Origin of the sequence: Sphingopyxis panaciterrae, assembly GCF_011762125.1 — a bacterium.
GTDB lineage: Bacteria > Pseudomonadota > Alphaproteobacteria > Sphingomonadales > Sphingomonadaceae > Sphingopyxis > Sphingopyxis panaciterrae.
The window spans coordinates 773,191-795,353 of the sequence record NZ_JAASQN010000001.1 but is presented as its reverse complement, the minus strand read 5'-3'; the positions used below and the strand labels follow the sequence as shown (position 1 = coordinate 795,353).

Annotated in this window: 19 protein-coding genes and 1 tRNA gene; 6 read left to right on the top strand and 14 right to left on the bottom strand. The window is 66.3% G+C overall.

Annotated features, from left to right (window positions below; genetic code table 11):
- The first annotated feature begins 12 nt into the window (after positions 1 to 12).
- Together rfbF and rfbG are read left to right on the top strand one after the other, a co-directional pair.
- Positions 13 to 786: a glucose-1-phosphate cytidylyltransferase gene (gene rfbF, locus FHR22_RS03480; RefSeq protein WP_166938969.1), complete on the top strand. Its 774-nt coding sequence runs from the start codon at positions 13 to 15 to the stop codon at positions 784 to 786.
- Positions 771 to 1,844 carry a CDP-glucose 4,6-dehydratase gene (gene rfbG, locus FHR22_RS03475; RefSeq protein ID WP_166938967.1) on the top strand — a complete coding sequence of 358 codons (1,074 nt, stop codon included), beginning with the start codon at positions 771 to 773 and terminating at the stop codon, positions 1,842 to 1,844. Before rfbF ends, rfbG begins: the two co-directional genes overlap by 16 nt.
- Before the next feature lie 257 nt (positions 1,845 to 2,101).
- On the opposite strand, the gene FHR22_RS03470 is transcribed toward rfbG, so the two are convergent.
- Genes FHR22_RS03470 through FHR22_RS03430 form a run of 9 tightly spaced genes read right to left on the bottom strand, consistent with a single transcriptional unit; the run spans position 2,102 to position 12,281 of the window.
- Positions 2,102 to 2,503, bottom strand: a complete 402-nt coding sequence (locus FHR22_RS03470) for a GtrA family protein (protein WP_243853446.1) — start codon at positions 2,501 to 2,503, stop codon at positions 2,102 to 2,104.
- Between the two features lie 4 nt (positions 2,504 to 2,507).
- Positions 2,508 to 4,331, bottom strand: a complete 1,824-nt coding sequence (locus tag FHR22_RS03465; protein ID WP_243853444.1) for a thiamine pyrophosphate-binding protein — start codon at positions 4,329 to 4,331, stop codon at positions 2,508 to 2,510.
- Positions 4,328 to 5,341 carry an NAD-dependent epimerase/dehydratase family protein gene (locus tag FHR22_RS03460; protein WP_166938962.1) on the bottom strand — a complete coding sequence of 338 codons (1,014 nt, stop codon included), beginning with the start codon at positions 5,339 to 5,341 and terminating at the stop codon, positions 4,328 to 4,330. The genes FHR22_RS03465 and FHR22_RS03460 overlap by 4 nt, the downstream gene beginning before the upstream one ends.
- Complete coding sequence (locus tag FHR22_RS03455) at positions 5,338 to 6,657, bottom strand: hypothetical protein (RefSeq protein ID WP_166938960.1); 1,320 nt, start codon at positions 6,655 to 6,657, stop codon at positions 5,338 to 5,340. Before FHR22_RS03455 ends, FHR22_RS03460 begins: the two co-directional genes overlap by 4 nt.
- Positions 6,654 to 7,637, bottom strand: coding sequence for a glycosyltransferase family 2 protein (locus tag FHR22_RS03450; protein WP_166938958.1), 984 nt, complete (start codon positions 7,635 to 7,637; stop codon positions 6,654 to 6,656). Before FHR22_RS03450 ends, FHR22_RS03455 begins: the two co-directional genes overlap by 4 nt.
- Positions 7,634 to 8,761, bottom strand: coding sequence for a capsule biosynthesis protein (locus FHR22_RS03445; RefSeq protein WP_166938956.1), 1,128 nt, complete (start codon positions 8,759 to 8,761; stop codon positions 7,634 to 7,636). The genes FHR22_RS03450 and FHR22_RS03445 overlap by 4 nt, the downstream gene beginning before the upstream one ends.
- The gene (locus tag FHR22_RS03440) at positions 8,758 to 10,638 is read right to left on the bottom strand and encodes a polysaccharide biosynthesis/export family protein (RefSeq protein WP_166938954.1); all 1,881 of its coding nucleotides are present in this window, start codon (positions 10,636 to 10,638) and stop codon (positions 8,758 to 8,760) included. The genes FHR22_RS03445 and FHR22_RS03440 overlap by 4 nt, the downstream gene beginning before the upstream one ends.
- Positions 10,638 to 11,465: an inositol monophosphatase family protein gene (locus FHR22_RS03435; protein WP_243853442.1), complete on the bottom strand. Its 828-nt coding sequence runs from the start codon at positions 11,463 to 11,465 to the stop codon at positions 10,638 to 10,640. Before FHR22_RS03435 ends, FHR22_RS03440 begins: the two co-directional genes overlap by 1 nt.
- A gap of 3 nt (positions 11,466 to 11,468) precedes the next feature.
- Positions 11,469 to 12,281 (bottom strand): aldolase/citrate lyase family protein, encoded by an 813-nt coding sequence (locus tag FHR22_RS03430; RefSeq protein ID WP_243853441.1) that lies wholly within the window; start codon positions 12,279 to 12,281, stop codon positions 11,469 to 11,471.
- A gap of 140 nt (positions 12,282 to 12,421) precedes the next feature.
- Between FHR22_RS03430 and FHR22_RS03425 the strand changes: the two genes are divergently transcribed.
- The 4 genes from FHR22_RS03425 to FHR22_RS03410 are packed head-to-tail and all read left to right on the top strand — an operon-like array spanning position 12,422 to position 15,721.
- Positions 12,422 to 13,078, top strand: coding sequence for a M23 family metallopeptidase (locus tag FHR22_RS03425; protein WP_166938952.1), 657 nt, complete (start codon positions 12,422 to 12,424; stop codon positions 13,076 to 13,078).
- A 1-nt stretch (position 13,079) separates the two neighbouring features.
- Entirely contained in the window at positions 13,080 to 13,592 is a 513-nt protein-coding gene (locus FHR22_RS03420; RefSeq protein WP_166938950.1) for an RNA polymerase sigma factor, read from the top strand.
- A gap of 48 nt (positions 13,593 to 13,640) precedes the next feature.
- Positions 13,641 to 13,862 (top strand): hypothetical protein, encoded by a 222-nt coding sequence (locus FHR22_RS03415; RefSeq protein ID WP_166938947.1) that lies wholly within the window; start codon positions 13,641 to 13,643, stop codon positions 13,860 to 13,862.
- Between the two features lie 53 nt (positions 13,863 to 13,915).
- Positions 13,916 to 15,721 (top strand): diguanylate cyclase, encoded by a 1,806-nt coding sequence (locus tag FHR22_RS03410; protein WP_166938945.1) that lies wholly within the window; start codon positions 13,916 to 13,918, stop codon positions 15,719 to 15,721.
- Positions 15,722 to 15,831: 110 nt separating this feature from the next.
- Here FHR22_RS03410 and FHR22_RS03405 read toward each other — a convergent pair.
- The 5 genes from FHR22_RS03405 to glyS all read right to left on the bottom strand — a co-directional run bounded on the left by FHR22_RS03405 (position 15,832) and on the right by glyS (position 22,101).
- Positions 15,832 to 15,908 (bottom strand) — tRNA-Arg (locus tag FHR22_RS03405).
- Between the two features lie 44 nt (positions 15,909 to 15,952).
- A complete protein-coding gene (locus FHR22_RS03400; protein WP_166938942.1) occupies positions 15,953 to 16,480 on the bottom strand; it encodes a DUF1254 domain-containing protein in 528 nt (175 codons plus the stop codon).
- A gap of 1 nt (position 16,481) precedes the next feature.
- Positions 16,482 to 17,057: a DUF1214 domain-containing protein gene (locus FHR22_RS03395; protein ID WP_166938940.1), complete on the bottom strand. Its 576-nt coding sequence runs from the start codon at positions 17,055 to 17,057 to the stop codon at positions 16,482 to 16,484.
- 110 nt (positions 17,058 to 17,167) lie between these two features.
- Positions 17,168 to 19,828 carry a pyruvate, phosphate dikinase gene (gene ppdK / locus FHR22_RS03390; RefSeq protein WP_166938937.1) on the bottom strand — a complete coding sequence of 887 codons (2,661 nt, stop codon included), beginning with the start codon at positions 19,826 to 19,828 and terminating at the stop codon, positions 17,168 to 17,170.
- Between the two features lie 104 nt (positions 19,829 to 19,932).
- Entirely contained in the window at positions 19,933 to 22,101 is a 2,169-nt protein-coding gene (glyS, locus tag FHR22_RS03385; protein ID WP_243853545.1) for a glycine--tRNA ligase subunit beta, read from the bottom strand.
- Positions 22,102 to 22,163 lie beyond the last annotated feature (62 nt).

The window sequence follows — 22,163 nt, the reverse complement described above, 5'->3', positions numbered from 1 at the left end:
CGTGGAGCGACGATGCAAACCGTAATCCTGGCAGGCGGCCTTGGCAGCCGATTGGGCGAAGAAACCGCGATCAAGCCGAAACCAATGGTCGAAATCGGCGGCATGCCGATCCTCTGGCATATCATGAAGATATATTCCGCCAGCGGATTCAACGACTTCGTGATCTGCCTTGGTTACAAGGGCTATTTGATCAAGGAATTTTTTGCCAATTATTTCCTGCACACCTCCGACGTCACGATCGATTTGCGGAACGGCAACGGCATGGAAGTCCACCATGCGCGCAGCGAACCGTGGCGGATCACGCTGGTCGAAACCGGCCCCGCGACGATGACCGGCGGCCGGCTCGCCGCGATCCGTCCCTATCTCGACCCCGGCGAGCCCTTTTGCTTTACCTATGGCGATGGCGTCGCCGACATCGACATCGCCGAACTGGTCGATTTCCACCGCGCGCACGGCCTGCGCGCGACGGTCACCTCGGTCACGCCGCCGGGACGCTTCGGCGCCCTCGCCTTCGACGGCGACCGCGTCACCGATTTCTGCGAAAAACCGATGGGCGATGGCGGCCAGATCAACGGCGGCTTTTTCGTCGCCGACCCGTCGGTCCTCGATCTCGTCGACGGCCCCGACACCGTCTGGGAAAGCGGGCCGCTCGAACGTCTGGCCCGCGGCGGCGAACTCGTCGGCTACCGCCACGAAGGTTTCTGGCAGCCGATGGATACGCTGCGCGACAAGCAATATCTCGAAGACCTGTGGAACAAGGATGCGGCGCCGTGGAAGCGTTGGTGAGCGGCCGCGACATCTGGGCCGGACGCCGCGTGCTGGTGACCGGCCACACCGGTTTCAAGGGCAGCTGGCTCAGCCTGTGGCTGCACGCGCTCGGCGCCAAGGTCACCGGCTTCGCCCTGCCCCCGCCGACCGATCCCAGCCTGTTCACCGCGGCCGGCATCGATGGCCTCCTCACCCATGTCGAGGGCGATGTGCGCGACGCCGCGGCGCTCCACCGCACGGTCGAGACCTGCCGGCCCGAGGTCATCTTCCATCTCGCGGCGCAGCCGCTCGTCCGCCTCTCGTACCGCGAACCGGTCGAAACCTACGCCACCAACGTCATGGGCACGGTCCACCTGCTCGACGCGGCGCGGCGGGTGCCGGGTGTCCAGGCGATCGTCTGTATCACCAGCGACAAATGCTATGAAAACCGCGAATGGATCTGGCCCTATCGCGAAAGCGACGCGATGGGCGGCCATGATCCGTACAGCAGCAGCAAGGGCTGCGCCGAACTGGTGGTTTCGGCATGGCGAAACAGCTTTTTCAGCGGCGAAGGCCCGCTGCTCGCCTCGGCGCGCGCCGGCAATGTGATCGGCGGCGGCGACTGGGCCGACGACCGGCTGGTCCCCGACCTGATCCGCGCGCTGGCGTCGGGCACCGCGCCGCTGATCCGCTCGCCCGGATCGGTGCGCCCATGGCAACATGTCCTCGAAGCCCTGCACGGCTATCTGCTCCTCGCCGAACGCCTGTTCGCGGGCGAGCGCGCCTTTGCAGACGGCTGGAACTTCGGCCCGTCCGACGAGGATGCCCGGCCGGTATCGTGGATCGTCGAGCGGCTGCAAGCGGCGTGGGGCGACTGCGAAGCGGTGCGGCCCGACACCGGACCGCGGCCGCACGAGGCCAGCTTGCTGCGCCTCGACAGTTCGAAAGCCCGCACCGCACTCGGCTGGCGCCCCGTCCTGCCGCTCGATAGCGCGCTCGAATGGATCAGCGACTGGCATCGCGCGGTCGCCGCCGGTTCGAACGCGCGCGCGGTGACGATCGACCAGATCGCGCGGTACGGCGCGCGATCTGGATGAGGCTTGCCCGTGCGCGTGGCGGCGGCGTGAGTGCGCTCATGCTTCAAATGGCCGCTATCGGCCGGTAGTTGCCGTTCCACGGATTACTCTCTCCCCTTTAGGGGAGAGATACGCAGGCTTGCCAGCTTGCTGGCTAGCCGGAGTTGAGAGGGGTTTGGCCACGTCCCCCTCTCCCAACCCTCTCCCCTGAAGGGGAGAGGGCTATATGTCCCGCTCCCCACCCCAACGCCGACGTTTTGGCCCACAAACACCCCACCCTAGCCTTCCCGAAACGTCACCCGATTGTGCCAGAACCAGCTCCCGGCCACCAAAACCACCGTAAAACCCAGCTGCGCGATAATCGGCGACACCCCGCCCAGCTCGACCAGCAGTGGCAGCGCGGCCCAGTTGGCGGCATAGTTGAACAGGTAGAAACTGGCGAAAGCGGCAAACTCCCGCAGGATGGAACCCCGCGTGCGGAACACCCCAAGCTTGTATGTCGTAAAGGCAAAGCACAGGCACACCGCCTGCGCGACCCCCAGCCCGATCATATAATGTGTCCGGAACCACGGCAGCGACCAGAGCAGCAGCGGATAAAAGGCCAGCCCGAACGCCGTGTTCAATCCGCCCGCGATCAGAAAACGCAGCGGCCGGTTCAGCGGGACGACCCGGCCCATCATCGCCTCAATCCTCGTCCATCAGCGCGATGCGCATATTTTCCGCCAGTATCTCGCGCGGCAGAAAGGGCGACAGATCCTCGAGCGCCGGCGAAGTGATCCGCCCGTCGGGATGCTGTTTCGCGCCCAGCTTGGGCGCGAACGGGACATGCTCGTCGACGACGATCTCGCACAGCGCCGGGCCATCGGCCGCCAGCGTCGCGGCAATCGCGTCGGCAAGCCCCGCATGCGTGTCGGTGCGGGCGTAGGCAAAGCCGAACGCCGCCGCGATCTTGCCGAAATCGGGAAAAGTGACATTGCTCTTCGGACCGCCGCCGACTTCGGCGCCGTTGAAGAAATTGCGCTGGGTCTGGAAGATCGAGACATAGCCGCTGTTGTTGATCAAAATGACCTTCACCGGCAGGCGATACCCCGCGATCGTCTGCATCTCCTGCAGGTTCATCATGATGCTGCCGTCACCGGCGATCGCGATCACGCGCCGCTTGCCCTTCGTCGCCGTGCACACGCCGATTGCGGCGGGCAGGTCATACCCCATCGTCGCGCAGCCCGAATTGGTCCAGAGGCGCTGTCCCGGCCGCAGATGTGCGGCCTGAAAACCGACGACACACGCACTGCCATTGCCGGTGACGACGACATCCTCGTCGCCCAGCTGCGCGAACAGTTCGTCCATCGCGACATAGGGATGCACCAGCTGGTCATGGTCGCGATATTCGGGGAGGACGGCCGGAAAGCGCCGCACCCGCTCGCGCGACCATGCCAGCCATTCACGATGGCCGTCGGTCGCGCCGGCATAGGGCTGGCGCAGCAACGCCGGGATCAGCTCGGCCAGGTCGGCGGTCACCGGCATGTCGGGAACGACATTGGGCTTCGCCAGTTCGACCGGATCGATATCGACCCAGATCTTGTACGCGCCGCGCGCAAAGCTCTGCCAATTATAGCTGACCTGCCGGATGTTGAGCCGGCTGCCGAGGATCAGCAGCAGGTCGGCGCTCTGCGTCACCATATTGCCGCCGCGGTCGCCGACGGTGCCCGGCTTGCCGCAATTGAGCGGGTGATCGGTCCATAACGCATCATGCGCGTTCCAGCCGGTGACCACGGGGATGCCAAGCCGCTCGATCAGCGTCAGGAACCCCGCATGCGCGCCGCTGAGCCGGACGCCGCTACCCGCGAAGACCACCGGCCGCTCGGCGCTGGCGATGCGCGCGAGGATGTCGGCCGCAACCTCGGCCAGATCCTCCCGCTTCCACGGCTCGTCGAGCTCGGCCGGGTCAAACCCCGGCAGCAGGTCCGCCGGATCGATCTTCGCCGCCTGGACGTCGAGCGGAATGTCGAGCCATACCGGCCCCGGCCGCCCGCTGGTAGCCAGGTAGAGCGCCTTTTCCAGATGATAGCGAATCGAGCGCGGGTCGGTGACCATCGCCGCATATTTGGTGATCGGGCGCACCAGTTCCTCGATATCGAGTTCCTGATCGCCATATTGGCGCAGCGGCAGCGCGGTGTGGCGCACCGTCGTCTCGGTCTTCACCTGCCCCGAAATCACCAGCATGCCGATCGAATCGACAAAACCGCCATAAACGCCGGTAATCGCGTTGGTGCCCCCGGGCCCCGAGGTGACGTTGACCACCGCCAGCCGATTGGTCAGCCGGTAATAGGCCTCTGCCGCCATCGCGAGCGCCTGCTCGTGATGGGTGAAGGTCGTCGTCAGCGCCGGATGCATGCCGAGCGAATGGTTGAGGTGCATCGCCCCCCCGCCGGTCAGCATGAACACATCGGCGATGCCCTGGTCGGCAAGGGTCTGGGCGACCCAGTCGGAAAGTTTGATCTGGCTCATTTTTTCCATCCATGAAAACTTGCGGTGCGGCGGATCGCTTCGTCGAGATCCACCGTCGGCGTGACCCCCAGCGCGCCGCGGATTTGTGCGGTCGAGGGAACATAGCGGCCGGGGTTCCACCCGACGTCGGCGCGCCCGAGTATCTCGACCCCCGGCCCGCCGAGCACCGCGGCGATGCGGTGCGCGAGGTCAGCGATCGAGACCGCTTCCTCCGACCCCATGTTCCAGGTCGCCCCGCGCGGCGCGCGCAGCAGCATCAGCCACAGCCACGCGGTCAGGTCGGCGGCGTAAAGATAGGAGCGCACCGCCGTGCCCGCGCTCTCGATCCGGATCGTCCGCCCCGCCATCGCGTCGCGGATGAAATTGCCCGCGGCAAAATGGATGTCGAGCGACAGCAGCGGGCCGAGCAGCGCGAAGATGCGCGCCGTCACCACGTCGAGCCCGAACTGCTTGCCGTAAATCGCGCCCAGCAATTCGGCCGCCCGCTTGCCCTCGCCATAGGCCGATTTGGGATCGCGCGGGTCGGGCCCGCCATGCCAGTCCTCGCCGACATGCGACAGCTCCCACGGCTGCGCACCGTACACCGCCCCCGAACTCAGGAACAGGAACCGCCCCGCTTGGCGTTCCACCGCGAGATCGAGCGCGCGGCGCGTGCCCGCGACGATCGTGTCGAACATCCGGCGCGGATCGTCCGCGTTAAGCGCCGCGCTCGCATCGGTCGCGGCGTGGATCACATGCGTGTACCGCCCCGGCGGCGCGACAAAGTCTGAAATATCGCCCGCAACCAGCTGAAAACGCTGCGCCAGATGCGGCGCCCGCACCGCGAAGGCAGCGGGATCGCGGCTCAGCACCACGACCTCGGCATCGCTCCCCGATCGCGCCAGCGCCTCGAGCATCCAGCGCCCGATAAAGCCGGTGCCGCCGGTCATGAAGATGCGCGCGCCAGCCAGTTCCGGCCAATGCGTCGCAAGCCGGCGATCGATCGCGGCAAGATCTTCATCGAGGATCATGCCGCCACCAGCCCCAGCGAAGGACGCTGGTCCCGATGCGCCCGCACGACCCTGGCGATGCTGTCGAGCGACAGCGCCCAGACGATCAACGCCACCAGCCCCGGCCGGATGAAATGCCCCGCGGTCAGCCCGAAGCTCGCGGTCACCGTCCGCTCGCCGAGCCAGCTGTTGCTCGCCACGTCGAGCACCGTCGCCAGCGGCCAGTCGCCGATGAGGCAGAGCAGATAGGCGGCGGTGATCGCGGCGATCGGCCCCGCCCCCTGCCAGCGCTCCATCAGCACGAGGAACAGCAGGAACAATTGCGTGTAACCGCCGGGCGACTGGGTGACGAGATAGGCACCGAGCAGGATCGCCGAAATGCGGTGAAGCGGCAATGCGCGCGGCTGAAGCCAAGCGGCGGCCAACGCCGCCAGCGCCATTAGCTGCGTCGAGCGGATGACGATCGGTACGGTGAATTCGATCGTTTCGACCAGCCGCGACGGCACGAACTGCAACAGCGGGATGTCGAGCGTACGGAACATCATGAACGGTGCGTAACTCGTTGAATAATTGACCTCGTTCCACACCTGCGCGCCCTGGAACACGACCCAGTTGGCGGTGTTCGACACCAGTTCCCCCGGTGTCCCCGACCCGACGAGCGCCAGCGTGACCAGATAAAGCGCGGCGGTCGCGATCCCCGCGATTTCGAGCGGGCGCCAGTCGCGTTTCACCGCATGCGCGAGCATCGGGAGGACGAGATAGGGCTTGAAATTGATCGTCACCGCCGCCGCGAACCAGCGCCACGGCTTCGATGCGGTGACCGGGCCATGCGCGACCATGAAAAAAGCGAAGGCGACGAGGATCAGGTTGCCGCGCTCGATCGTGAACAGCATCGGCAGGCCCAGCGCGACCGCAATCGTGCGCATCGGCGCGGTGCGGCGGTCGAGCCGGCGAAAACAGACCCACGCCAGCGCCACGTCGATCAGATAAAAGCCATGGATCGTCGCCCGCGCCAGCCAGTCGCAATCGCGGGCCCAGAAGGGCGACTGAAGATAGCAGCCCGGCAGGCTCGTCGCGTCGAGGAAAACAAACGACAGCGGCGGGTAGATGCTCCGCCACACGTCATAGGCGCCGCGGTTGTTCGCCCAATAGGCGGTGTTGAACCAGTCCATATAGGTGTCGTTGGTGTCGAACACGAACGGCTGCGGCAGATAACCATATTCAAGGAAGAAATGCAGCGTCCAGCCAAGGCTGGCGAGCACGCCGAGCGCGAGCAGCGCCTCGACCGCGAGCGGCAGCAGGCGCGCACGCGGCGTGGTTGTCGGCAAAGCTGTCATGGGCGGCGGATGAGCGTACGCGCCGCCGGGCGCGCTCGGCCCGCGGGAAAATTGATCCGTTCTTCCTCGATCACCAGCGGCACGTTCCGGCTGCGCTCGGCGAGCATCCGCAACTGCTCGCCGATCAGCCCAAGGAACAGCAGCAGAATGGCGAACAGCGCGAAACCGAACCCAAAGCCGAGCAGCCACCAGATGGGACCGTCGAGGAAAAGCGCCACCGGCGCCGCGAGCAGCAAGAGGAACGCCAGCCCCCCGGTATAAAGCGCCAGGAACAGCGGCAGGCGCAGCAAGGATTTCGCCGACCCCGCCAGCGCCGACAAGGCAAAGGACGCCAGCGCCGCAAAGCCGTTCTTGCTCTCCCCCGCCGCACGCGCGGGACGGTCGAAGGGAACGAGCGCGATGCGGAAGCCGCTTTCGACCACCATGCCGCGAAAAAAAGGCTCGGGCTCGTTCCACGCGGCGAGCGTATCGATCACCTCGCGATCGAACAGGCCGAACCCCGTCGCCCCCGGGATCACCGGATAATCGCCGTAACGCCGCAAAAAGGCGTAACCGAGGTGGCGCACGATGCGCAGCGGCAGTGACGCCCGCTCCGATCGCCGCTGCCCCAGCACGACCTGTGCCCCGCCGCGCCATTTGCGCAGCAATTCACCGATCAGCGCGGGCGGATCCTGAAAATCGGCGCCCATGCCGATCACCGCCAGCCCCTCGGCCTGATACAGGCCATAGGTCGGCGAACGCATCTGGCCATAGTTGCGGTTGTTGAAGATCGCGCGGATCCGCGGATCACCAAGACACAGGTTGCGCATGATGCTGCGCGTGCCGTCGGTCGAGCCATTGTCGATCAGGATGATCTCATGGCTATCCGCGTGCCCTTCCGCCGCTTCGGTCACCGCGGCACAGATCGCCGCGACATTCTGCGCCTCGTTGAAGCAGGGAATGACGACCGACAGTTCGGGGCGATCGGCGGCCGCACTCATGCCCCCGCGTCCCCGCCCCGCGCCGCGAACAGCCGGATCCCGGTCGCCGGGGCATAGATTTCGGTGAACAGCGCCGCGAGGATGACCAGCGCCAGCAGCGCCGCCGCCGCGATATTATATTTGCGGTCGGCGTCGAGCCGCGGCGCCTCCAGCACCTGCACATTCGCCGCCGTCTCGCCCGCCAGCGTTTCGACCGCGACCTCTTCGGACGAGCGCGCATACACCTCGTACAGCGCCTGCGCGAAGCGATAGTCGCGGTAGCGGTCGAGATATTCGCCCGACACTTCGCCCAGACCGGCGACATTCGGCCCGGCGGGCCCGACGTCGGCCTGCGCGCTGCGCCCGATCTGCGCGCGTAGCGACGCCACTTCGGTCTGCACCGCGACCAGCTGCGGATTTTCCGGCCCCTGGAATTTCTGCAGCGTCTGCAACTCGACCTGCTTCGCCTGCAACCGCGCCTCCAGCCCGGCGCGCACCGACAGCGCCGCCCCCAGTTCGGCCTGCGGTTCGGCGAGGCGGTTCTGGCGGCGGAAATCATTGAGCGCCTTTTCGCTCGTCGCGACGCGGCCGGCGGCTTCCCGGAAGCGCTGCGACACGATCGCGCGCTTGCGCTCGACCCGGTCCTTGCCGAGCGCGACGATGCGGTCGCCGATCGCGTCGACATAGGCGCGGGCCAGCGCCTCGGCCTCCGCAGCGCCGTGCGTGCGCACCTCGACCTCGATGATGCCGCCGGTCAGCGAATGGACATCGGCCTTTTTCGCCAGCGCGACGCGCGCGCTGGTCGCCGACGCATAGCCGTCCGGACCGACCAGCTTGAGCTTGCGGATCACCGCGTCGGTGACTTCGCTGCTGCGGCTGATCGCCAGATACATGTCGACCTGCTGCTTCGCGCCGCCGAACAGCGCGGCAAAGCCCTGAAGCTGGCCGCCGAGCGCATTCAGCGTCGACCCCAGCCCGATGCTGCTATTGTCCTGCGGCAACACCTTGGCGCGCGCGACATAGGGTTGCGGAAACACCGTCAGCAGCGCGAGGAGCAGCGCGGCGAGCGCATAGACGCGGCGCCGCATCCGGGCATTGCGGACGAAATCGGCCATATGCTGCCGCAGCTTACCGTCCCGGCTCATTCGAGGATCGACTTGATCGACGCGGCGCCGACCAGTCCCCCGAACAAGGTGCCGGTGATGTCGCGCAGCCGTGCCCAGAATTCGCCGCGATTGGCGTCGATCGGCACATAGACCAGATCGCCGGGCAGTGCGGGCGCGCGCAGCGCGCGCTTGCCATCCGCCAGCACCGTGCCGTTGGCGCGGACCACGAAAATCTCCTTCTTGTCGCCGATCTTCTGCACCCCGCCCGCCGATTGGACGAAGTCGCCGACCGTCGCACCGTCGCGATAGGCAAAAGAGGCCGGGCTCGGCACCGCGCCGAACACGCCGACCGTCACCGGCCGCGCCGGAATATGCACGACGTCATTATTCTCGAGGATCAGGTCGCCGGGCAGCGACGTGGCATCGACCGCCAGGTCGAAAATCAACCGCCCGTCGGGCTCGCGGCGGCGAAGCTGGTCGACGATATTCTTGATCAGCGCCAGATTGCCCGGCTGGACCAGCTGGGCGCGGTTGACCGACGTCACCGGCTGCGACGCGAGCAGCAGTTCGACATCGTCGATCGCGCGATCGTAACTCAATCTTTGCTGATGCTTGACGCTTTCGCGCGTGATCACGCTGGCATAGGGAAAGGCCTCCGCCGTCAGCCCGCCCGCCTCGGTCAGCACATCGGCCATCCGGGTTCCGGGCTGGACATAATATTGGCCCGGGTGCGCGACTTCGCCGCTCAGCGTGACCAGCACCGGCTGCTGGCGTAGCGGCCGTGCGATGCCGACCTGCGACAACACCCGCACGACGTCGCCGCGCCGCGCCTTGCGCGTCCCCGCTTCGGCCGCCGCCACTTCGCGCCAGCCGGGCTCGCCCCCGCCCATGCCGTTCAGCACCATCAATCGGCTGTTGTCGGCGACGCTGTTGACACCGCCTGCATAAAGGATCGCATCGGTCAGCGTTTCGTCGGGCGCCAGTTCGAAGATCGCCTCGCGGTTGACGCTGCCGATCACCGCAACTTCCTCCCCGGCCGGAGAGATATAGATGACATCGCCATTCTGAAGCGCTGCATCGCCGCGCTTGTCGCCCTTCAGCAACAGGTCATAGAGGTCGAAATCCGAAACGAGCTGGCCACCGCGGCGTAGCTGGATCGAACGAAAACTGCCGCCTGCCGCCGGGCCGCCCGCCGCGAGCACCGCGTTGACCAGGGTCGACAGGCTGCTCGCCGTGTACGATCCGGGCCGCGCCGCAAAACCGGTGACATAGACGGTAATGCCGTGCTGGCGCCCGATCGCGACCTCCAGGTTGAAACCGCGATACTGGCGCGCCACCTGCCGTTCGATCAGGCCGTGCAGGTCGCCATAACGCACCCCGCCGACCGCGATCGCGCCAACGCGCGGCACGAAGATGCGCCCCTCGCTATCGACGACGAGGCGCAGCCCCGACGCCTGTACCGACCCGGTGATACCGAGCAGCAGTTCGTCGCCCGGATTGATCCGGTAATCGGGCGGGATCGCCGTCGTCGGCGGCGCGGTGAAATCACGCGCCGCGGGCAGCAGCAATTCGCTCCCGAAACGGCGCAGCGGCTTGCCCGCCAGCGTCGAGACATAGGTTTCAAACTCGCTCGGCCGTGGCAGGGCAGCAGCGGCTGGCTTTGGCCGGATATCGCCGCTGCCTGGCCTGTCGCTCGATTTGTCGGCCGGCGGCGGCGCATCGCCGTCGAGCATGACCGGCGTGATCTGCGGCAGGTCGACGGACGGTATCGCGATCTGCTCCGCCGCGCGTGCGCCCGCGCCGCCGGCCTGCGCCGCGCCGGGCTCGACCGGCGACACCAGCTGCGCCGCGGACGGCATCGCGCAGAGCGATAGCGCCAGCCAGCTCGCCGCCAGCAGCTTCCAGCCCTTACCCATCAAAAATCATCCTTATCGTCGGTGAGGCCCGCCGCCGGGTGAAGAACCAGTTCCGCCGCGGTCTGCCAAAGCTCGGCATTCGCCGCGGCAAGCACGCCCCGGCCGCGGCCGCCGATGCGATACGGCGTGCCATCCCAATGGGTAATCTTCCCGCCCGCCTCGGTCAGGAACAGCGCGCCCGCCGCATGGTCCCACGGCAAGATGCGCTGGAACAGCGCGATATCGTCCTGCCCCAGCACCAGGCGGACATAGCTTTCGGCGGCGCAGCGCGGCACCGGTGTGATGTCGAGCCCGGGCGCGGCAAAATCGTGCAACTGCGCGCGCCGTTCGGGCGGCAGGAAATGCGATCCGAGCGCCGCGCGCGGCGGCGAACGGTGGCTGCGGCGCGCGGTCACCGGCTTGCCGTCGCAGCTTGCCCCCGCGCCGCGCCGCGCATGACAAAGCCGGCCACTCTGCGGATCGAGGATCCAGCTTTCGAGCGGTTCGCCGCCGTCGACCAGCGCGATCATCATGCCAAAGGGGGCGCGTCCGGCAGCGAAATTGGCGGTGCCGTCGAGCGGATCGATCAGCCACACCAGCCCCTTGCCGATCCCTTCGAGCAGCATGGGATCCTGCTCCGCCGCTTCCTCGCCGACGATGCGCGCACCGAGCCCGAGCGCGGCGAGGCGGTCGTGAAGCCGCGCTTCGGCTTCACGATCGGCGACCGTCACGACTTCGCCGGGACTTTTTTCCGCGATCTGCCCGGGGACGAGCGCGCGGAAGCGTGGCATCACCACGCTCGCCGCGACGTCGCGCATCAAAAGGGAAACCTGCTCGCCCAGCGTCATGGATCAGGCGGCCACCCGCGCCAGATGGCTGCGCTTCGCGGCCCCGCTGCGCTCCTCGATCATCCGGATACGCGCCAGATCCTCGTCGGCGATGCGGGCATAATAATCGCGCTTGTTTTTCAGCCAGTCGAGCTCAAAGGCCACAGCATTGGCTATCCCCGCCTCGAAACCCTCCCCCTCCACCGCCGCGCCGTCGAAGATCACCTTGCGCGTCTCGAACCGGTCGAGCCGCACGCCACGGATTTCGCGCAGCGCCGCTGCCGCCTCGACCGCGACCGATCCGCCGACGACCAGTTCCAGATCCTTGGCGGCGCAGGCCTCCGCAACGCGCAGCACCGCGTCGGTGATCGCGCGGTCGTTGATCGCGCCGCGCGGCAATCCCCGCGACAGGGTGAAATCGACGCGGCCGAAGACGATCCCGTCGACCTCGCCCGCGGCGAGCGGCAACATCGCGTCCAGATTGGCGAGCGTCGTTTCGGTTTCGAGGTTGAACAGCATGCGCGTGCCACTCTGCTCGGCGCCATAGACCTTGCCGCTCGCGTCGATGAATTTGGACAGCGCGTAAGGCGTCTCGACCATCGGTGCGATGATATAATCGGCACCGTACAGCTTCGCCGCGTGCAGGTCCGACACCGCCTCGCAGCCGCCGATCTTGAGCGCGAATTTCAGGTCGGCGCGCCACGTCAGTTCGAGCAGGCGCAGCAGTTCATCGGGGCGCGTGCCCTCGGCCTCGAACTCAGCCTTCACCGCGACCACGCCATAATGGTCGCGCCCTTTTTTGAGCATGTCCAGCATGCGGCGTTCGGTGGAATTCATCATCCGTCTCCTTCGAAGCAAAAGGCTCGTGCTATGGGGAGAGACGGAGGAAGGCGCCGGTTTCCGTAAGGATTTATCGGTGATGATTTTTTTGCACACCGTACCAAGGGCGCGTGCCAAGGGCTCCGTCTTATGGGCGCATGCCTGTACGCCCCGCCCTCTATCCGCTCCTCGCGCTGTGTGCCGGCGCCGGTCCGGTGGCGGCGCAGACCACCCTGCCCGGCGGCGACAGCACCGCCTTTCGCCAGCGCATGACCGACTGGTCGGCGCCAGCCCCCCAGCCCGTCATCGCCCCGCCGCAGCAGAGCCCGGTGCCTGCCGTCATGCCGCGTCTGTCGTCGGGCTATGGCTATCGCGCCGATCCCCTCCATGGCGGTGGCCGCATGCATTATGGACTCGACATCCCCGGCCCACTGGGCACCCCCGTCTTTGCATCGGGCGGGGGCTTCGTCGCCTTTGCCGGTGCGGCGGGCAGCTATGGCCGGATGGTCGAGATCGATCATGGCAGCGGGCTGCGCACCCGTTACGCCCATCTGTCGCGCCTGCTCGTCCGCGCCGGCGATCCGGTCGCCCCGCAGCAGGAGATCGCGCTGATGGGGTCGACCGGCCGCTCGACGGGCAGCCATCTGCATTTCGAGGTGCGCGTGAACGGTCGCGCGACCGATCCCTTTCCGCTCCTCGGCGGCGCGCCGCCGCCGCGTTCAGCCCGGCCGATGACGATCGCGGACACCGCACCCCATATATCGGACTTCGCGCGGCGACGCGCGCCCGCCGATCCCGTGGAAGGCACTCCCTAGGATGGAAACCCCCGGATCCGGCGCCCTCCACGCGACGCTGCTCGCTGAACGCGGCCGCCTCCTCCGCTTCCTTGCGGCCCGCGGCGCGGGGGACGAGGCGGAAGATGTCCTGCATGATTTGTGGCAGAAGATCGCCGTTGCCCCTGAACGCCCGGTCGCCGATCCGGTGTCCTATCTCTTCCGCGCCGCCGAAAATCACATGCGCGACTTGAGACGTGCCCGGATCAGCCGCGAAAAGCGGCAGCATGACTGGCATGGCCTTGGCAGCAGCCCCGAAGACGAGCCCGTCGGCGAACGCGTCTTCATCGCGCGCGAACAGCTTCAGCAGGTGCAGGCCGCGCTCGCCGCCCTCGGATCGCGGGTCGATCATGTCTTTCGCCGCTACCGCCTCGACGGCGTCGGGCAGGCCGATATCGCGAGCGAACTCGGCATGAGCCTGAGCTCGGTCGAAAAGGATCTACAAAAAGCCTATCGGACGCTCGCCGAGCTCAGGATAAAATTGCATACGGAATAGGCGCCGGGATTTCGTCATGCCATAGAATCCCGTTAAGAGGGAAAGGGCATGACGACGCATCCATCGATATTCTCCGAAGCCGCCCGGCTGTGGGCGATGCGCGTCGCCGATCCGTCCTTCGACGATTGGGACGGCCTGACGCGGTGGCTGGAAACCAGTCCCGCGCATCTCGCCGCCTATGAAGCCGCATCGGATGCAGACCAATGGGCGGCGGAAATCCTTGCGGGGGAAACCCGGGAGGAAAAGGATCCGCGCCGCCGTCGGAATTGACGATCCGGCCGGGGTTAACCTTGCTCCAACGATTGGCTAGTTAGGACGCTATCATGCGCTTGGCGACAATCACCAACTGGGCCTATGGAGCCACCGTCGTGCTGACCATCGTGTCGAGCACGACGATGATATTGGCGTCGAACGCCCAGGACCGCGAACGCTCTGCGGTCGAACAGCGTTACCTGCTCGATCAGGAAACCGCCGAACTCGGCACCGATATCTACGCCCTCAGCGACCGGGCGCGGCAGTTCGTCAACACCGGCGATCCGACCTATCTCGCCGCCTATCGCAGCGAATTCGCGGCGCTCGAAACGGTCGAAGATCGCATCCGGCACATCGGCGACGCCGGGGCCACCGCCGGCGAACTCGACGCGCTGAAGAAAGCCGTCACGCTCGCCGACACCCTGCACGACGAACAGCAATCGGCGCTAACCGCGCAGGAAAGCGGAAATTCCGCCGTCGCGCGGCAAATCCTGTTCGGCGCCGAATATGAACGCCAGCTCGACCGCGCCGAACTCGAGGTTCAGCGCTTCCAGGATCGCCTCGACACCCGCATCGAAACGCAGGTCCGCGACGCGACCGATATTTCGCGCGTGTGGAAACGCATTTCCGAAGTCGTGCTGGCGCTGACCGCGCTGCTCGTCCTGTTCGTGCTCTATTTCGTCTTCAAGCAACGCGTGCTCCACCCCGTCGTCAAGCTCAGCGACGTCGTCAACCGGCTCGCGGTCCAGGATTTCGCCGCCGAGCCGCCCGAGATCAGCCATATCGACGAGATTGGCGACATGGCGCAGGCGATCCGCATCTTCCGCGAGAACGGCCTCGAACGGCAGCGGCTCGAAACCGAACGCGACGCCGACCGGACGATGCGCGACCTGCTGTCGCGGATGACGCAGCGGATGCAGGGCTGCGACACGCTCCATGACCTCAAGGAAGTCGTCCAGCGCTTCGTTCCCGAAATCGTGCCCGACATGCCCGGGCGCCTCTACCTGCTCGACCGGCAGCGCAATCTGGTGGTCGAAGCATGCGGCTGGCTGGGTCCCGTGCGGTCGAGCGCGCAATTCTCCGCTCTCTCCTGCTGGGCGCTGCGCCGCGGCCTGCGCCATCGGCCGGCGGGCGGCAATGTCGACGTGCCCTGCGACCATATCGACTGGAACCCGGACCATCCGGTCGACACGCTTTGCCTGCCGCTCACCGCGCAGCGCGAAACACTGGGCCTCCTCTATTTCGAAATGCCGGTGGGCGGCGACACGCCGGCGGCGGCGCAGCTCATCTATTTCGACATGCTTGCCGAAAATATCGGTCTGGCGATCGCCAATCTGCAACTTCGCGACACATTGCGCGAAATGGCGATGGCCGACTCGCTCACCGGCCTCGCCAACCGCCGCCAGCTCGGCGACGTGCTCGAAACCCAGATTTCCCAGGCCGAACGCCTGGGCGAACCGCTCGGCTGCCTGATGATCGACGTCGATCATTTCAAACGCTTTAACGACAATCACGGCCACGAATCCGGCGACACCGTCCTCCGCGCCGTCGGACTGGTCCTCGCCAATGTGACGCGCGAGGCGGGGCTGGCCTTCCGCTATGGCGGCGAGGAATTCCTGATCCTGCTTCCCACCCTGTCGCCGGTCCAGGCAGAGGAACGCGCCGAGGACATCCGAACGCGGATATCGGCGCTTCAGCTCGGCCACGGCGGCAACGACCTCGAGCCCGTCACGGTTTCGGTCGGGATTGCGGTGGCGCCCGACCATTGCGCCTACGACCGCCTCGTCCGCACCGCCGACGCCGCCCTGCTGCGCGCCAAGACGCTGGGCCGCGACCGCATCGAAATGGCGAAGCTGCGGAACTCGGCGGGGGGTTAGGTGCGAAGCCGGCCAGTGGCCGCCGTTCTTCTCCCCTCCCGCAAGCGGGAGGCACGAACAGGCGTAAAAATCGAACGATATCGGGGGTCTTGCCGAAGCCGCAAGAGGAATGGTGCACCCGGAGCGATTCGAACGCCCGACCCTCAGATTCGTAGTCTGATGCTCTATCCAGCTGAGCTACGGGTGCGTGGAGAGGCGCCTTTAAGGGGCACAGCGCGGGGGCGCAACCCCCTATTTCAGCTTTGTGACCGCAGTGCAGCGCGACTGGCGGCGCAGCGCCTCGAGCGCACCGATTTCCGCCGGGTCTTTCAGCAAAAGCCGGATCAGCGCGATCCCGCGATCATGGCTCGTGCGCACGGTTTCGGCACCTGCCGGAACCGCCTGCCCGTCCCGCGCGACGATGATTCGAAAGGGCTTGCCGCCCGCCTCGACATCGTTGCGCACGAAAATCACGTCGGTCTTGGCATCGAAGATGCTGAGCGAGCTGTAACGCCCCGGGACCGGCGTCACATCGATCGCGACCGGTCCGGCGGACAGGTCGTAAGGGCAACTCGAATAAGCGAGATCGGGACTCGGTCTGACGACCGGCTGACGGTCGGGATTCGCCAGATTGCCGTAAGACATGGTGTTGACACCGCCCTGCCCCAGCCGCTCGATCACAACCTTCATCAAGCCGTAGGGGATATATGCGATCGCGGCATAGCCGGTAGCGGCCGCAACGACGATACCGAAGAGGAGCGGACCGGGCCAGCGGCGCATCTCAGCAACCCTCCTTCACGATATGCGGCAGCGCCGCCCTTGCAGGATCGGCGCGGAAGGCTTCGCCCGGATTATACATGCGTAATGTCAGGTGAAACGGCTGTCCCTTCGTTCCCGGAAGCCAGGCGCCCTGCTTGGGTTTCTCCGGCGAAATGGTAACGCGCCACGCGCCTTTCGCGTCGAGCGCGACGTTCGCGCCATTGACCGACCAGATGTTCGCCGGGTTAGCGACGAGGTAGCCTGCCTCATCATAGATGGTCACGCTCCACCAGCGTGCATCAAGCGAAGTGCCTGACAAACTATAGCGGCAATCGCCGTCGAGCTTTGCGCCAGCCGCGTCGGTCTTTGCCGACCAGTAGATCGTTTCCTTCGCGGGAAGCGCGAGCAACCCTCCCCGCGCAACGGCGGCGCGCGTGAGAGCGTCAGTTGCCTTGGTTCCGTAACCAAGTGATGTCGACCAAGGACCGTTCTCGACCCCGCCATCGCGCATTCCGCCACCCGTGAGCGCCCACGCCGCGCCGAGCCCCACCGCCAGTCCGCCCACCAACATGATCGCATAGCGGTGCCAGCTCTTCATGCCCCATCCCCTTCCGTCGCCCCCGCGCGGGCAGGGCCGCTGTCGTTTGGGGCAGCGACGGATGAGCAGAGCTGATAGCGGCCCCGCCTGTGCGCGCGGGGGCGGACGCGCTATTTCGCCTTCAACGCCGCCTGCGCTGCCGCCAGACGTGCAATCGGCACACGGTAGGGCGAGGCGCTGACATAGTCGAGACCGCTCTTTTCGCAGAAATGGATGCTCGGCGCGTCGCCGCCATGCTCGCCGCAGATGCCGAGCTTGATGCCCGCGCGTGCGCTGCGACCGCGATCCACGGCAATCTCGATCAGCTGCCCCACGCCCTCGACGTCGAGGCTGACGAACGGGTCGGTCAGGAAGATGCCCTTATCGACATATTGCGTCAGGAAGCGGCCGGCGTCGTCGCGGCTGATGCCGATCGTCGTCTGCGTCAAATCATTGGTGCCGAAGCTGAAGAATTCGGCGCTGGCCGCGATCTCACCCGCCATCAGCGCGGCGCGCGGCAGTTCGATCATCGTGCCGACGAGATAGGCAATCTCGCGGCCCTTTTCGGCGAACACCGCCTTGGCCTGACTGTCCACGACCGCCTTCATCAGGTCGAATTCGCGGCGGGTCGCGACCAAAGGAATCATTACCTCGGGGATCGGTGCGGCGCCTGTTTCGGCAGCGACGTCGCACGCCGCTTCGAAGATCGCGCGCGCCTGCATCTCGTAGATTTCGGGATAGGTGACGCCCAAACGACAGCCACGGTGGCCAAGCATCGGGTTGAATTCATGCAGTTCGTTCGCGCGCGCCTTCAGGGCTTCGATCCCGACGCCCGCAGCGGCGGCGACATCAGCGAAATCCTCTTCGCGCGTCGGCAGGAATTCGTGCAGCGGCGGATCGAGCAGACGGATCGTGACCGGCAGCCCCGCCATCACCCCGAAGATCGCGGCAAAGTCGCCGCGCTGTTCCGGGAGCAGCTTGGCGAGCGCGGCGCGGCGGCCGTCTTCGCTGTCGGCGAGGATCATCTCGCGCACTGCGGTGATCCGCGCGGCGTCGAAGAACATATGCTCGGTGCGGCAAAGCCCGATGCCCTCGGCGCCGAAATCGCGCGCGACCTGGGCATCCTGCGGCGTTTCCGCGTTGGTGCGCACCTTCATGCGGCGCACCTTGTCGGCCCAGCTCATCAACACGCCGAAATCGCCGACGAGTTCGGGGAGCAGGGTCGGAACCTCGCCCGCCATCACTTCGCCGGTCGAACCGTCGAGGGTCAGGATGTCGCCTTCGCGCAGTTCACGTCCGCCAACGCGCAGCACGCGAGCATTGCCGTCGATCGCCAGCCCGCCGGCGCCCGAGACGCAGGGGCGGCCCATGCCGCGCGCAACGACGGCGGCGTGCGAGGTCATGCCGCCGCGTGCGGTCAGGATGCCCTTTGCCGCGTGCATGCCGTGAATGTCCTCGGGCGAGGTTTCGACGCGGACGAGGATCACCGCCTCGCCCATCGCCGCAGCCTTCTCGGCACTGTCGGCGTCGAACATGATCTTGCCCGACGCGGCGCCGGGGCTCGCCGGGAGCCCCTTGGTCAGCACATCACGCGGCGCCTTGGGATCGAGCGTCGGGTGGAGCAGCTGGTCGAGCGCGCCGGGATCAACGCGCTGCACCGCTTCCTCTTCGGAAATCAGCCCCTCGGCCGCCATGTCGACCGCGATCTTGAGCGCCGCCTTGGCGGTGCGCTTGCCCGAGCGCGTCTGGAGCATCCACAGCGTCCCGCGTTCGACGGTGAACTCGATGTCCTGCATGTCGCGATAGTGGGTTTCGAGCGTGTCGAAGACGCCGCCAAGCTCGGTGAAGGTCTCGGGCATCGCCTCTTCCATCGACGCCGGCTTGGCGCCCGCCTTCTCGCGTGCGACCTTGGTAAGATATTGCGGCGTGCGGATGCCCGCGACGACATCTTCGCCCTGCGCGTTGATCAGCCATTCGCCGTACCAAGCGCGCTCGCCGGTCGCGGGGTCGCGCGTGAAGGCAACGCCGGTCGCCGAAGTGTCGCCCATATTGCCGAACACCATCGCCTGAATATTGACCGCGGTGCCCCATTCGGCGGGAATCGAGTTCAGGCGGCGATAGACTTTTGCGCGGTCGCTTTCCCAGCTCGCGAACACGGCGCCGACCGCGCCCCATAGCTGGTCGTTCGGTTCCTGCGGGAAGGGCGCGCCGGTCTCGCGCTCGACGATCGCCTGATACTCCTTGACCAGCGCCTGCCAGTCTTCAGCCGACATTTCGGTGTCGAGATAGAAGCCCTTGTCTTCCTTGGCGACTTCCAACGCTTCCTCGAACTCGGCATGGTCGAGCCCCATGACGACGTCGGCGTACATCTGCACGAAGCGGCGATAGCTGTCCCATGCGAAGCGCGGGTCGCCCGACGCGTCGGACAGGCCAACGACCGTGCGGTCGTTGAGCCCGAGGTTGAGGACGGTGTCCATCATCCCGGGCATCGAAACGCGGGCGCCCGAGCGGACCGAGACGAGCAGCGGGTCGGCGGCGTCACCGAATGTCTTACCCGTGATGCCCTCGATATGCGCGATGCCGGCGGCGACTTCCTCGACGAGGCCAGCCGGGAATTGCTCGCCATTGGTGTAATAAGCGGTGCAGACGTCGGTGGTGATTGTAAAGCCCGGGGGGACCGGCAGGCCGATCGAAGCCATTTCGGCAAGGTTCGAACCCTTGCCGCCCAGCAATTCTTTCGAGCGCTCGGCCGTGGTGGCCGCGCCGCCGAACAAATGCACCATCGTCGTCATCATATGCTCCTGCTGCCCCGGGGAGGAGGTTGGCGGGGAAATAGTGTGGAGAAGGCTTGTGGTCGATTCAGTTTTACTTCGTTCGCTGCAAAGCTGCCGTAGCGTCAGCCCTCGATCTTCGAGAAATCGGCGACGCCATGCACCGCGCCGGTAAATCGGCCCAGAAGGCCAAGCCGATAGGTGCGGATGGCGTCGTCGGGGTCGTTGACCATCACGCCGTCGAAAAAGGCGTCGATCGGCGCGCGGAGCGACGCGAGCGCGGCCATCGCATCGGTGAAGCGCTCTTCGGCGACCGCGGTGGTCGCGGCAGGTTCAGCGGCGTCGAGCGCGGCGAGCAGCGTCCGATCCACATCGGTCGCCCCCGCAAAGGCGGGGGCCGTTGTGTTCGGCGCACTATTCCCAGCGGCCCCCGCCTTCGCGGGGGCGACGGCTATATCCGCCTGTTTCAGAATATTCGCCGCGCGCTTGTAGCCGGCGAGCAAGTTGGTTCCGTCCTCGGTCGCCATGAACGCCTGCAGCGCCTTCACGCGGGCGAGCAGGCGGACGAGATCGTCCTCGCCGCCAAGCGCGAACACGGCATCGATCAAGTCGTGGCGAACGCCGGCTTCGCGTTGCTGGACCTTGAGGCGGTCGATGACCAATAGGACCGCGCCGGCCGCAGCATTTCCCATGAAACCCAGCTCCACGTCTCTTGGGGGAAGCTTCCGCATCGCCTCATGGACCAGCTGAAATCCGCCATGAAATGCCGGCTGCAACCGAAGCCGGATCGAATTATCCAATACGGTTCGCAAAATCCCTATTGCAGCTCGCCGAAGAGCGTAGGGATCTTTCGATCCCGTAGGCATTTCGCCCCAATAATAAAAGCCGATGATCGTATCCAGCTTATCCGCCAGCGCCACAGCCACCGTCACCGGCGCCGTGGGCACATCATCGCCCTGCCCGACCGGCTTGTAATGATCGCGGATCGCGTCGGCGACTGCATCGGGCAAGCCTTCGGCGCGGGCGTAATAGCCGCCCATCAGGCCCTGCAATTCGGGGAATTCGCCGACCATTTCGGTGACGAGGTCGGCCTTTGCCAACCGCGCGGCGAGTTCGGCTTGGTCGGCCAATTCCTCTTTCGCCACCCCCGCGAAGGCGGGGGTCCCGCTTGACGGCGTTGAAGCGGGATTCTCGCCTTCGCGGGAATGACGAGGTTGGACTGTGACGATATTTTCCTCGACCAGCCACCGCGCGAGCTTTGCCACCCGCTCGACCTTGTCGGCGACGGTGCCCAGCTTTTCGTGGAAGGTGATGTTCGCAAGCTTTTCGGCGTGCTGCGCCAGCGTCCTCTTCTGGTCCTTTTCCCAGAAGAAGCGTGCATCCGAAAGCCGCGCCGCCAGCACCTTGCGGTTGCCCGCGACGATCTCCGCGCCGCCGTCGACCGCGTCGATATTCGCGGTACAGACGAAGCCGTTGGCGAGCTTGCCGTCGGCACCGTTCACGACGAAATATTTCTGGTTCACGCGCGCCGTCAACTGAATGACCTCGGGCGGCACTTCCAGAAACGCCTCGTCGAAGCGGCCGAGCAGCGGCACCGGCCATTCGGTGAGGCCGGCATTCTCGATCGCCAGCCCCTCATCCGCGACGAGCGCCAGGCCGGCATCGGCGGCAGCCTTGGCAGCGCCGTCGCGGATGATCGACTGGCGCTCCTCATGATCGACGATGACATGGCAGGCGCGCAGCTTTTCGGCATAGTCGGCGGCCGAACCGATCGTGATCTCGCCGGGGCAATGGAAGCGGTGACCGCGCGTCGCATAGCCCGCAGAAATCCCGCTAACTTCACACTGAATCAACTCCTCGCCGAAGATCGCGACGATGCCCGACAGCGGGCGGACCCAGCGCAGGCTTTCGCTGCTCGCGCTATCCTTGCCCCAGCGCATCGACTTGGGCCACGAAAAGCCGCGGACGATCGCCGGGATCGCCTCGGCCAGCACCTCGGCAGTCGCGCGGCCGGGCTTGTCGATCACCGCGAAATACACGCCGTCGCGGTCTTCGAGCTGGTCCTGCGTCAAGCCCGTCTTGCGCAGGAAACCTTCGAGTGCCTGCGGCGGCGCGCTGCTGCGCGGGCCTTTCAGTTCTTCGCTCACGGCCGCCGTCGCTTCGGGCAAACCCCTGGCGACCAGCGCAAGGCGGCGCGGGGTCGACCAGATGGTGAGATCGCCCGCTTCAAGGCCAGCGGCGCTCAGTTGCGCACGGAACAGCTTTTCGAGTTCGGCGCGCGCACCGGCCTGCATTCGCGCCGGGATTTCCTCGCTGCGCAGTTCGAGAAGGAAGTCGGCGCCTTTGTTGGCCGCGC